This is a genomic window from Micromonospora endophytica, assembly GCF_003236305.1.
Taxonomy (GTDB): domain Bacteria; phylum Actinomycetota; class Actinomycetes; order Mycobacteriales; family Micromonosporaceae; genus Micromonospora; species Micromonospora endophytica.
Map to the genome: position 1 here is coordinate 1 of NZ_POTX01000183.1, position 12,537 is coordinate 12,537.

Annotated in this window: 8 protein-coding genes; 2 read left to right on the top strand and 6 right to left on the bottom strand. The window is 73.9% G+C overall.

Annotated elements, in window-relative coordinates; genetic code table 11:
* Positions 1-7 precede the first annotated feature (7 nt).
* The 4 genes from C1I93_RS22235 to C1I93_RS22250 all read right to left on the bottom strand — a co-directional run bounded on the left by C1I93_RS22235 (position 8) and on the right by C1I93_RS22250 (position 7,235).
* The gene (locus C1I93_RS22235; RefSeq protein ID WP_223256658.1) at positions 8-2,134 is read right to left on the bottom strand and encodes an ATP-binding protein; all 2,127 of its coding nucleotides are present in this window, start codon (positions 2,132-2,134) and stop codon (positions 8-10) included.
* A 4-nt stretch (positions 2,135-2,138) separates the two neighbouring features.
* Positions 2,139-2,765, bottom strand: a complete 627-nt coding sequence (locus C1I93_RS22240; protein WP_111245244.1) for a Pvc16 family protein — start codon at positions 2,763-2,765, stop codon at positions 2,139-2,141.
* A gap of 4 nt (positions 2,766-2,769) precedes the next feature.
* A complete protein-coding gene (locus C1I93_RS22245) occupies positions 2,770-6,486 on the bottom strand; it encodes a VWA domain-containing protein (RefSeq protein WP_181445282.1) in 3,717 nt (1,238 codons plus the stop codon).
* A 125-nt stretch (positions 6,487-6,611) separates the two neighbouring features.
* Positions 6,612-7,235 (bottom strand): response regulator transcription factor, encoded by a 624-nt coding sequence (locus tag C1I93_RS22250; protein ID WP_111245238.1) that lies wholly within the window; start codon positions 7,233-7,235, stop codon positions 6,612-6,614.
* 159 nt (positions 7,236-7,394) lie between these two features.
* Here C1I93_RS22250 and C1I93_RS22255 point away from each other — a divergent pair, with 159 nt between their 5' ends.
* Both C1I93_RS22255 and C1I93_RS22260 read left to right on the top strand, forming a co-directional pair.
* On the top strand, positions 7,395-8,714 hold the full coding sequence (locus C1I93_RS22255) for a COG1470 family protein (RefSeq protein WP_111245239.1): 1,320 nt from the start codon (positions 7,395-7,397) through the stop codon (positions 8,712-8,714).
* Positions 8,715-8,861: 147 nt separating this feature from the next.
* On the top strand, positions 8,862-9,488 hold the full coding sequence (locus tag C1I93_RS22260; RefSeq protein ID WP_111245240.1) for an HNH endonuclease family protein: 627 nt from the start codon (positions 8,862-8,864) through the stop codon (positions 9,486-9,488).
* Between the two features lie 55 nt (positions 9,489-9,543).
* On the opposite strand, the gene C1I93_RS22265 is transcribed toward C1I93_RS22260, so the two are convergent.
* Together C1I93_RS22265 and C1I93_RS22270 are read right to left on the bottom strand one after the other, a co-directional pair.
* Positions 9,544-10,629 (bottom strand): hypothetical protein, encoded by a 1,086-nt coding sequence (locus C1I93_RS22265; RefSeq protein ID WP_111245241.1) that lies wholly within the window; start codon positions 10,627-10,629, stop codon positions 9,544-9,546.
* Positions 10,630-10,762: 133 nt separating this feature from the next.
* A partial coding sequence (locus tag C1I93_RS22270) for an NB-ARC domain-containing protein (RefSeq protein ID WP_111245242.1) occupies positions 10,763-12,537 on the bottom strand: 1,775 nt, incomplete at its 5' end.

A 12,537-nucleotide genomic window follows, 5' to 3' on the forward strand; every position in this document is an offset into this window, starting at 1 on the left:
GGGTGGGTCAGGTGGCCAGGGTTAGGTAGGGGCCGAATTCGCTTTCCAGGGTGAGGCGGCCTAGTTTGCGGTACTCGCGGCCGACCGCGCCGATCAGTTCCGCCATGCCGACCGGGCGATCCGCGCCGGCGGCCAGGTAGCCGGCGGTGATGGCGGCGGAGCGGATGTGGCCGCCGGCCAACTCGAAGGCGTCGGCGAGGAAGTCCAGGTCCACGTCGGGGGCGCGGGGCGCACGGGTGCCGAGGCAGCGGTCCCACAGTGCCCGGCGGGCCGCCTCGTCGGGCACCGGGAAGTCCACCACCACGTCCAGCCGGCGGGTGAACGCCTCGTCCAGGTTGGCCCGCAGGTTCGTCGCCAGCACCGCCAGCCCGTCGAAGGTCTCCATCCGTTGCAGCAGGTACGCGCTCTCGATGTTGGCGTACCGGTCGTGGGCGTCGCGGACCTCGGAGCGCTTGCCGAAGATGGCATCGGCCTCGTCGAAGAGCAGCACCCCGTTCACCCCGGCCGCCTCGCCGAAGATGCGTTCCAGGTTCTTCTCGGTCTCGCCGACGTACTTGTCCACCACCGTGGCCAGGTTGACGGTGTACAGCTCCAGCCCCAGGCTGCCCGCCACCACCTCGGCCGACATGGTCTTGCCGGTGCCCGAGTCACCGGCGAAGAGCGCGGTCACCCCGTGCCCGCGCCCGCCGCCGGGGCGCATCCGCCACTCGCGCAGCACCCGGTCCCGGTGCCGGGCCCGGCCAGCCAACTCGTGCAGCAGCGACAGCGTCGGCGCCGGCAGCACCAGGTCGTCCCAGCCGACCTCCGGCACGATCCGCCGGGCCAGCCGCTCCAGGCCGGCCGCGTTCTGGGTACGCGCACCGGCCCGCAGGTGCGCCTCACCTACCGGTTCTCCGGCGGCGGTGGCGAGCTGTACGGCCACCGAGGCGGCCCGGCGGATGGCCGGCGCACCCAGCACGAACTGTGCGGTGGCGGCGGCCGGATCGAGACCGTTGACGAGCCCGTCGGGCAGCGCGGACCGCCACACCGCCGCCCGTTCCGCGGCACTGAGCGGCACGACCTCCACCTGCACCGGTGCGCGTGCCGTCCAGGCCGGATCCCACGGCTGCGTGCCGTAGGCCAGCACCGGCACCTCACCGGTGGTCAACCGGGCCCAGACCGCCCACGGCTCGTCGCCCTGCACCGGGCCCACGACCAACCCCGCCCCGGTGAGCAACGCCTCCCGGACCAGCGCGGTGGCCAACTCCGCCGGCTGCGGATCGGCGGCCAGCCGGGGCAGGTCGACCCCGAGGGCGGCCCGCCCGGCGTCGTCGAGCGCGGCCACCGCCAGGGCCGTCGCGCTGCCGCCGGTGCGTTCCCGCAGGTACGCCAGGCGGGCCCCGGCCCGGGCCAGCGCCCGCCCCAACGCTGCCGCCCCGGTCGGCGGCGGACCGGCCGGGGTGAGCGGCGTGGCGAGCCCGATCAACGACGGCTCGGGCGCGTCCACCCCGAGCAGCCACCCGCCGACCCGGTCCGGCACCCAGAGCCCCCGGCTGAGCACCGGCCGGTCGGGGGAGTCGACCCGCAGCAACGCCAGGTCGACCAGGGGCGCGCCGGCGGCCAGCCGCAACCGGCCCGAGGCGGCTGCCTCGGGCAGCCCGCAGAGCCGCAACGCCAGGCCGATCGAGGGACGGCGGCGGGTCACATCGTCGTTGAGGTAGCCGTAGAACTGCTCGAACCGGCTGTCCACGTCGGGGGCGAGCGCCACCAGCAGCAGCGCCTCGTCCAGCGGCGTCAACCCGGCCGCGTCAGCCAGCGCCGACAACCGATCGCTGCCCTCGAGCCGGATGCCCTCCGGCCCGTCGCGTTCCGACCGGCCGTCTGCCCGGCGGCCGTCTGCCGGGCCGCCGTCTGCCGGGCCGGTGCCTTCCGGCCCGACTCCTTCCGGCCCGACTCCTGCCGGCCCGGCGGGCCACAGGTCGAAGGGCTCGCGGGCGGTGGCCAGCGCCGCGTCGACGGTCTCGTCGGAGAGGTAGAGACCGCGAAACGGGTCGTCGGGCTGCGGGTCGCTCTCCCGCCGACGTGCCACCGCCGCGCGTACCGCCAGCTCCAGGCGCTGGAGGCGGTGCAGCAGCGGCCGCGTTTGGTCGAGCACGCGGTCAGCTCCCGGCCCTGGCCCGGCGGTGCCCGACCCGGTCGGCCTCGCCGCCGGTGGTGGTGTCGGCGACCTCGGCGACCACGCCCTCGTGAGCCGGTGGCCCGACCGGCACCTCCCGGCCACTGTCCACAGGGGTGCTGACCACCAGATCCAGCGACGGCTTCAACTCGCCGCCGAGCGCGGTCCAGACGTCGGCGAAGGCCCGGTCCTCCGGCGGCGGCAGGGCGACGGTCATCGGCACCGGCATGCCGATGGTGGCCACCGAGCCGGTCAGCACGGTCGCCGGCACGGCGTCGAAGCGCAGGAAGCACAGCAGCAGCGAGGAGAGCAGGCGGTGCTCGTCCTCCGGCCGCTGCGTCCAGGCGGTGACCAGGTAGGACAGCTTCATGTAGCGGGGCGGGGCAACCCGGCGGACCACCTGGCCCCGCTCGTCGTACTCGTTGACCAGGCCCCGGGAGCGGCGGCGCAGATCCTCGCGGATGTCGTAGAGGTAGAGGTTGACGGTGGGGGCGTTGCGGCGGGCGGCCCACTCCTTGGTGGGGGCCTCCAGCACGATGTCCACCCCGGAGCCGGGCAGCGCCTCGTCGCGTACCAGCCGGCGCAGCGCGTCGTCGATTTCGTGGATCACCGCCTCACCCCCGGCCGGCGAACAGGGGCGGGGCGAACCCACGCGGCACCACCAGGAACGGCTCAGGTGCGCGTACCGGCGCGAAGGCGCGACCGGAGACCCGTTCGGCACTCAGGTCACGCGGGCCCAGGGTGTCCTTGCGCAGCACCAGGATCTGGGTGCGGAAGCTGCCGTCCGCCGCCACGGTGACCGTGTCCGGAGTGGTGGTGATCCCCGGTGACCAGCGCAGCCGCACCCGGGCGCCGGGCGGGAAGTCGGTGCCGATCGCCGCGGTGACGAAGCCGGGTGGGCCGATGGTCGGGTCGACGCGGACGGCCGGTGCCAGCACCCGCACCGGCGCCTGCGCGGTCCGCGTCGCCGGCACCTGCCGTACGGTTGCGCTGAGCTGGCCGACGACCGGGGCGGCGACCGCCGCGCGCGGCGCCAACACCACCCGGATCACCTGCTGGGCGCCGGGGCCGAGGGTGCCGAGGCGGCAGAGTCGCCGACCGATGTCACAGCGGGCATCGGCGCTGGCCAGCGGCAGCAGCGGCGCGGGCACGGTGATGTCCAGCCAGGCGTTGTCGGCCGGCAGCGCGGTGGCGTTGCGTACGGTGAAGGTGACGGTGCTCGGGTCGCCGCCGACATAGCCGGGCTGGGCGTTCACCGAGACGGTCAGGCTCAGGTCGGGCACCGGCAGGCGCTGGAATGCCGGCTCGCGGCCCACCTGCGGGATCACTGTGGTGGCCGGGCCGCCGCCGCTGGGCAGCACCACGATGTCCGAGCCGCCGACCGCCGGAGGTTCCGGTGCCGGAACATGGGCCAATGCCACCGCGATCCGTCGACCGTCCGGGGACCACGCCGGGTCCGTCGCCGTCCGGGTGCCCCGGTCGGCGGCGGCCAACGGATGCCGTGCCCCGGTGCCGTCGGGTCGCACCACGCACAGGTCACCGGAGCTGTCGGCGTACGCGATCCCGCCGCCGTCGGGGGACCAGGCCGGTGCCCGGTCGCTGGCGCGACTCGGGCAGGTCTCGCCCACCCGGGCGCTGAGGTCCGTCTGGTCGGTGACGGTCAGCGTGCCGGCGGGGTCGCCATCGAGGCGGGCCAGCCAGATCCGACTGCCGAGGGCCGCCGGGTCGGTCACGATGATCAGACCGGGGTCCGACCAGGTCCGGCCGTCGCGGTCGGTGGCCGTGCAGGTCACCACGGTCTGCCCGATCGGGAAGAGCGAGCCGGGCGGCGGCACGCAGCTCACCGGCAGCGGCCGGCCGACCGGATCCACCGCCGACGCCTGGTAGTTGACCCGGGCACCGTCCGGCCCGGTGGGTGGCACACGCACGTCGTCCACCCGGACGAACGGCCCACGGGGGTCGGCGACGCGGACGATGAGTTCCTGCACGGCGTCGCGGTTGGGCTGCGGTGGGTCGAGGTCGAAGGTGATGGTGCAGCGCAGCACCGAGCCGGGGACCGCGTCCGGCGCGACGGTGATGTCCTCCCGGATCCGCGCCCGGGTGCCGGCCTCCACCCGCGCGGGGTCGGGGTCGAAGGTGACGGAGAGGCCGTCCTCGCAGCTGGCACTGGGCCGCACGGTGACGGTGAGGCCGCGGATGGCACCCTGCACCGCGTCGATCAGATCGGCCGGGTCGCTGTCGGCGGTGAGCCGCCCGCCGGTGGCGGTGGCGATCCGCCCGGCCGCGCCGTCGAAGTTGAGCCCGCGCTCGAAGTCGGCACCGGCGATGGGTACGCCGATGAGCGCGATCCCGGCGGCCCGCAGCTCGCCGAGCAGCCCGGCCTCGGTGATCTCGGCCTGCTCCGGCGGCGGGGCGGTCTTGTCGACGCTGTCGGTGTCGCTGATCAGCACCACCACCCGGCTGCCGTCCGGCCGGAAGCCGATCCGGTCGTTGCGGGCGATCTGCCGCAGCGCGTAGAACCAGTTCTCGGTGCCGAATCCACTGTCGGCGGTCAGGCTGGCCACGGCCCGGTCGATGGCGGCGTCGTCGGCGGTCACCGCCTGCCGGGGGTAGTACATCAACGGGTCGAACTCGCCTTCGCCGCCGCGACCACTGAAGGTGGCCAGGCCGAAGCGGGCGTCCGGCTCGCTGGTGCGGACGTCGGCGATCACCTCGGGCAGCCGGGCCTTGAGCTGCTCGATGACGCTGGTGCCACCCTCGCCCGGCTCGGCCATCGAACCGGTGTCGTCGACCAGGAAGACGATGTCCGGTCGGGGTGGGATCTGCGGGGTACGCACCGACTGGGTGAAGTCGATGGTGGTGCCGGGCGGCGCGGGCCGGTCCACCACGGGCCATTCGAGTTCGCTGTCGCGGGCCCGGGCGTCGCGGGCGAACGCCAACTGCCGCCCGTCGGGTGACCAGGACGGCTGGGTGTCGGTGCCGCGCAGGAACCAGGGCATCGGTACCTCGGTGAGCAGCCGCCCGTCGGTCACCGACACGGCCAGGATCCGTGACGGTCGAAGCCTGTCCGAGGTGTGACGGGTGAAGGCGATCGCGGTCCCCTCCGGCGACCAGGTCGGATCGGTGTCACGGTCGGCGGCGGTGGTGCCCGGTGGCGCCAACACCTGCGGGTTGGCGCCGGTGGCGTCGGCGACCACGATGCGGGCCCCGCCCTCGGGCTGCTCGGCGCTGTAGGCCAGCCGGGTGCCGTCGGGGCTGAAGGCCGGTGCGCTCTCGTCGCGTCCGGGTCGGGCGGTGAGGTCGCGCCGGTCACCGCCGGCCCGGTCGGCGCTCCACACGTCGCTGGTGCGGTCGGTGTCGGTGCCGGTCCAGATCAGATCGCCGCCGCGCCAGGTGGGGTGGTGCTGCGGCAACGGGCCGGTGGCCACCGGTGTGACCCGCCCGTCGCGCAGCAGGTGCACGTCGCCGGAGGGGTCGTCGCGGGTGGTGGTGAAGGCGATCCGGTCACCCTCGGGCGAGAAGGCCGGCTCGGTGGCGTCCCCGGGACCGGGCACCGCCCGGGTTACCGCGCCGCCGGTCGCGGCCACCGTCGCCACCGTACGCAGGCCGGGACTGCCGGCCGGGGCGAAGCGGGTGGTGGTGAAGGCGATCCGGCGGCCCTGCGGTGACCAGGCGGGCTGGCTGTCGGCGGCCGGGCCGTCGGTGATCCGGGTCGGTGCCCCGCCGGCCGCCGGCATCACCCAGAGGTCACCGGCGAGGTCGGCCCGGGTGCTGGCGAACGCGATCCGGGTGCCGTCGGGGGACCAGGTCGGCCAGCTGTCCTCGGCCGGATGGTCGGTGAGCCGACGCAGCCCGCTGCCGTCGGTGCCGATGGTCCAGATGTCGGCGTTGCCGGCCCGGTCGCTGGTGAAGGCGACCCGCCGGCCGTCCGGGGAGAGCGCGGGATGTGCCACCGTGCCGGGGCCGCCGACCAACCGCACCGGCGTGGTCCCGGGCCGGCGTAGCCAGAGGCCGCCGGTCAGGTCGGCGTTGCCGGCGGTGGCCCGGCGTCCCACCCAGACCAGCCGGTCGGCCCGCGCGTCGGCGTCCTGCTCGGCGTCGCCGCGCTCGGCCGTGCTCAGCAGCGGCTGCGGGGCGCGGGCACCGACCCGGTCGACCACGAGTGTGGGTCGTTCGGTGCTGGTGTAGCCGAGCCGGTAGTCGACCTCGGCCGCCGGTGCCGCCGCAGCGGTGGGCGGTGGCGTGGGCGGGGCCGGCTCGGGCGCGACCATGGCCGGCCCGGCCAGCAGACCGAGCACCATGACACCCCAGCGGCGGCTGCCCCAGCGCACGACACCTCCCGTGGACACACGTGCCATCACCCTGGCGGTCGCCGTCGGTGCGGGGCGTGCCGGTGCGGGCCGGTCTGCGGGCAGCGCGGCCTGCCCGAACGGGCACGCAGTGGCCGGGACGGTCCTCAGATCAGGCCGTTGCGCAGCGCGTACGCCACCGCGTGGCAGCGGTTGCGCAGGTGCAGCCGGTTGGTCACGTCGTGCAGGATGTTCTTGATCGTCCGCTGTGAGTAGGACAGCTTCGTGGCGATCTCGGCGGTGTCGAAGCCGTCGGCGACCAGCCGCAGCACCTCCACCTCCCGTTCGGCCAGGCCGGCGAAGGTCAGCCCACGTGGCCCGAGCACCTCCCGCTGCAACGCCCCGACCTGCTGCAACAACCGTCCGAGCAGGTCCGGCGGCACGGCACCCTCACCGGCGTCGGCGGCCTGGATCACCGCCACCAGCCGGTCCGCGCTGGCTTCCGACCGGCGCATGATGCCGGCCACCCCCTGTTCCACGGCGGCGACCAGGCCGGCGTCGTCGGCCTGGGTCACCACCAGCACCAGGGCGCAGCGGCTGCGGCTGCGCAGCGCCCGCAGCGTACGCAGGGTCGGCTCGTCGATGGTGTCGCTGATGATCACGGCGACGGCGGCCTGGTCGGCTTCGGTCTCGTCGAGCAGCAACACCTCGGGGCGAGGTCGCAGCTGACTCACCACACCGGCCCGGGAAATCACGTCGGTGGAGTAGAGGTGAACGGGCAGACGTCGCATGAGCTCCCCCAAGCAGGCTCAGTCGAAGACACGTCGCGCCGAGTATCGCCGGGTGCGCCAATCGTGCAGTCAACGTGGGCTCAACGGACCCCTGGCGTTGCCCCAAGGTCCGCCTCTATTCCTGATTCGACCGGACCGGCCGCTCCTAGAGTCGCGACCATGACCACCGAGGCCTTCCTGGACGCCGACCTGGTCGAGGTCGGTCCGGGCAGCGAGTCGAGCTGCCGGCTTGAGATCCGCAACACCGGATCGATAGTCGAGTCGTACGCGATCGAGGTGCTCGGCGAACCGGCCGACTGGACGAGCGTGGAACCGCCCGCCGTCACGGTCTACCCGGGTGACACCGGCACGGCCCTGGTCCGCTTCCACCCACCGCGCTCCGCGCAGGTGGTGGCCGGCGATCGACCGTTCGCGGTGCGGGTCACCCCGACCGAGCGTCCGGACGCGCAGGTGGTCCCGGAGGCCACCGTACGGGTGCTGCCCTTCGCGGCGGTGGCCCCGGAGATCCTGCCGCGCACCTCGCACGGGCGGCGCACCGGCCGGCACGAGGTGTCGGTGGCGAACGTCGGCAACATCCCCCTCGGCGTGGCGTTGAGCGGCAGCGACCCGAACAATCAGCTCGCCTTCGCGATCCGGCCGGAGGTGCTCACCGTCGCGCCGGGTGAGGCCGCGTTCGTGCAGGTCCGCGCCAGGAGCCGCAAGTGGTTGTGGCGCGGTCAGCCGGTCACCAGGCCGTTCCAGGTCGACGTGGTCGCCGACGAGGTCGAACCGGCCCGGCTCGACGCAGCCACGGTGCAGCAGCCGGTGCTACCGGCGGGCATCGGCCGGGTGGTGGCGGCGCTGCTGGTGCTGGCGCTGCTCGGCGCGGGCCTGTGGTATGCCCTGCTGCGCCCGTCGGTGAAGTCGCTGGCCGAGGAGGCCGCCCAGGAGCAGGTCGCCCCGGTGGCCCAGCAGGCCCAGGCCGCCGACACCCGCGCCCAGGAGGCGCAGACCAAGGCCGACCAGGCGGCGGCGGCGGTCAGTGCCGCACCGGTCGCGCCGAGGCCCACCCGCAGTCCCAGCCCGACCGCGGGGACCGGTGTGCCCGCGCTGCCACCGGGCGCCGACTCGTTCAGTCGGCGGCTCGCGGTGACCGCACCGGCCGGCGCCACCCGCACCGACCAGTACACAGTGCCCGCCCGGCGGGTCGTCGTGCTCACCGACATCTTCCTGCAGAACCCGCAGGGCGACGAGGGCCGCCTCGACCTGGTGATCGACGGGACGACTGTGCAGACCGTGGCGTTGCAGAACTTCCGCGACCTGGACTACCACGTGGTCTCCCCGATCGAGATTCCCGCCGACGCGGTGGTGACTCTGCGGGTCAACTGCCGACAGGCCGGCACCGCACTGGACGGCGTCGGTGGTGGCGGCGGCCAGTGCCGCGACTTCGCCCTGCTCAACGGCTACATCCGGACGGTCAGCCGCAGCCCGGAACCCTGACCACCCCGGGCAACCTTGAGTTCACGACGACTTCCCGGCCAGGACTGATCCAAAGATCACGATGTCTGCGAGAATTCCTGTTGTCCCCGCCATGCGTCAGACGGGCACCCCCACCCGTCGTGGCAGGTGACAGCAAGGAGTCGTCCGATGGCTCGCGTACCCAAGGCCGCCCTGGTGGCCGTCATCGCCCTGGCCGTCCTCGTAGTCCCGGCACCGGCCCAGGCCACCCCGCCCAACATCCCCGCGTACAGCACGGCGCTGAGCCGGCTCAACTCGCTCACCGTCGCCGCCGAGTCCCACCAGTCCAGCTACAACCGCGACCTGTTCCCGCACTGGATCACGATCACCGGCACCTGCAACACCCGCGAGCAGGTGCTCAAGCGCGACGGCGGCAACGTGGTGGTCGACGCCAGCTGCTACCCGACCTCCGGATCCTGGTACAGCCCGTACGACGGCGTCACCCGTACCAATCCGGCCGAGATCTCCATCGACCACGTGGTGCCGCTCGCCGAGGCATGGCGCTCCGGGGCCTGGTCCTGGACCACCGCGCGGCGCCAGACCTACGCCAACGACCTCGGTGGCCCGGAGCTGTGGGCGGTCACCGGCACCATCAACTCGTCGAAGGGTGACAAGGACCCGGCCGCCTGGAAACCACCGCAGGCCGCGTTCCACTGCACCTACGCGCGGGCCTGGATCCAGGTGAAGTGGTATTACGGCCTCACCGTCGACAGTGCCGAGAAGTCGGCGCTCACTAGCATGCTGAACACCTGCTGATTCCCACCGGTCGTTCCGGTGGGTCGCGGGGGGCCGGCCACCGCCCGGCCCCCGGTCAGCTCTGGTCGCCCCTCGGGAACCGTCTGGACAGCTTGCTGAGGGTGGCCTTCGCCTGGTCCCGGATGCTCCGGATGCTCCGGCTGGCCGTGCTGCTCGCGCCCGCTGCGGCCGCACCCGCTCCCGCGGTGGTGGTCGCTCTCGGGGAGGGAATCGCCAGTCGCGCGTTCATGACCCGGTCCCGCTGCTCGTTGAGGGTGTCCGGGGCGGCGGTCGGGTTGACCGCGCCGGCCTGCCGCCATCCGGCGGCCTCGGCCACGAACGCGGTCAACCGCTGATAGAACGGCGTGGTGCGGGAGACGTCGTCGCGTTCGGCCCAGACCAGCAGGTGGCTGAGGACGGCGTCGTACTCGTGCAGCGGCTTCTGAGCGGTGTGGCCGCTGAGCTTGTTCGCCACCTCCTGCATCCGGCTCGCACCGAACCCCGCCGCGGGCAGCAGCTCCAGCAACTCGGCCGCGTTGCGGACGGCATGCGCCTGGAACGCGTTGATCTGGTCCTGGTTGGTGGCGCGGACGCGCTCGTCCTGCCGCGCTCCCTCATCGGCCGCGGTCGAGCCCGCCGGTAGCGGCGCCACCGGGTAGTTGAGCATGTCCGAGTCGTAGGCCTCGTTGACGGCGACATGGGTCAGTTCGTGCACCAGCACGGCGATCCGCTCCGAGTCCCTGCCGCCGCTGGCATAGCTGATCTCGTACTGCGAGCCGCCGGTCGGGGCCGGCCCGAGGTTGCGGGTGTGGCCACCGCCCGTGCCCGGCGCCGGGGTCCAGGTCGAGACCCGTTGCAGGTGCGGGATCAACTCGTCGAGCAAGGCCCGGACATGCCGGTTCACGACGTTGCGGTGGTATGCCTGGAGCTGTTCGACCTCGGTGAGGGTGACCGCGGGTGCCGGCGCCCCGGCGGCCTGACCCTGGCCCTGGGCCGGGCTCTGGAACATCCGCTGGGCGGTGAGCAACTCGCCGACGCCCCGGTTGCCCACTGCGCGCTGCAACGCCAGCAGGTGCGCGGCGTCGTCGAAGCGATGCCCACCGAGCAGATGGCGCCGCTCGATGGCATGGTGACCATGGACGCCCGGGTGTGCCGTGGCCACTGCGTCGCGGGTCTCTGTCGTCGGTCGACCGGTCCTGCCGTGGCGGTGCCCTTCATGCCGCATACGATGAGTATGCCCGCCACCCCGGACCGTTACCGACTCCGATCTGTTGCCGATCGGAGAATGCCGGATGTCACCCGCCAGCGGTTCTCCGGCCGAGATGTAGTTTGGCGAGCCGTTCCAGCGCCGTGTCCACCAACTCCGCCGGTCCGACCTGGCGGGCTGTCCGGACCGCCCGGCGTAGTTCGACCCGGGCCTCGTCCACCCGGCCCAGATGCGCGAGCGCGTCACCCAGGCCGTACCGGCAGCGCGCCTCGCTCTGCCGTACGCCGGAGCGTTGCAGCCGGGGCAGCGCGGCCCGGAAGCTCGCCGCGGCGGCCGTCCACCGGCGTAACGTCAGCAGGCTCAGCCCGATGTTCAGGTGCACGTGACCGGCGGTGACCTCGACGACAAGCGGTGATGGCGCCCGGTCCGGGTCGGTCAGCAGGGCGTCCAGCCGCCGGTACTGCGCGATGGCCTCCCGGTGCCGGCCGGCGCCGGCGAGGCTGCCGGCCAGCAGGGACAGACCCTGGGCGTACCCGTCCCAGTCGCCGCCGGCCTCGAACAGCGGCAGCGACTGCCGGGCCGCCGTCTCGGCCCCGGCGGCGTCGTCGCGCCGCCGGGCCGCGAAACCGAGGTAGGTCCAGGCCCAGCCCTGCTGGCTGAGGTCGCCCGCCACGGCGGCCAGTCGCTGTGCCTCGCGGGCCGGCGTCTCGGCCAGGTCGGGACGGTGCGCGCAGGTGGTGTACGCCCAGGAGAGGTAGTTCAGGTGGACCGCGCGGTCGCGGGGATCGCCGAGTGCCTCGGCTGAGGCCGCCGAGAGCTGGTACACCTCAAGCCAGTGCGCCCAGTGCATCCACCGGTCCGAGAACCAGTGCATGGCGTCCGCCACGGCCAGCACCTCGGCGTGCCGGCCGGCGGCCGCCGCCAGCCGCAGCGCGCCGAACCAGTTGCCGCTCTCCTGCTCGATCCAACCGCCGGCGTCCTGCGCCGTGGCCCAGCCGCCTGCGGGTTCGGGTGCGGCGGCGTACGCCGGCTCGAACCATCGTCCGGCGGCGACAGCGGTTTCCAGCAACCAGGTGACCACCTGCTGTTCGACCTGTTGCCGTACGGCCGGGGTCTCCTCGGCGGACAGCCGGGCGCGGGCGAAGAGCCGCATCAGGTCGTGGAACCGGTAGCGGCCGTCGGTGGCCGGCTGGAGCAGCCCGAGCTCGGCCAGCTCCTCCAGCGCCGCCTCGGTCTGCCGCGGCTCCAGTCCGGCGGCCTGGGCGGCCAGCTCCAGGCCGGCGTCCGGGCCGGGGAGCACCGCGAGCCGCCGGAAGGTCCGCGCCGCGGCGGGGCTGAGTTGCCGGTACGAGAGCATGAACGGCGCGGCGATCTGGAGGTCCCCGGCGACCAGCAGGTCGAGCCGGTCGTCCTGGTCGGCAAGCCGGGACAGCAGGTGGCCGACGCTCCAGTGCGGCCGGCTGAGCAGCCGGTTACCGGCGATCCGCAAGGCCAGCGGCAGGTGCCCGCAGGCTCGGGCGAGACCGCGCATGGCCTCCGGTTCGGTGATGGCCCGGGGCGGTCCGATGATCCGTTGTAGCAGGGTGACCGCCTCATCCGCGGTGAGCGTGGGCAGGGTGAGCCGGTCGACCGCTTCCAGGCCGGCAAGCGCCCGCCGGCTGGTGATGATCACCATGGTGTTGCCGGTGCCCGGCAGCAGGGGACGGATCTGCGCCTCGTCGGCGGCGTTGTCGAGCAACAGCAGGATGCGCCGTTCGCGCAGCAGGGCGCGGTACTGGGCCCCCCGGGCGTGCTGGTCGGCCGGTACCCGGCTCTCTTCCAGGCCGAGCGCGATCAGCAGGCGCAGCAGCAGGTCGTCCGGGC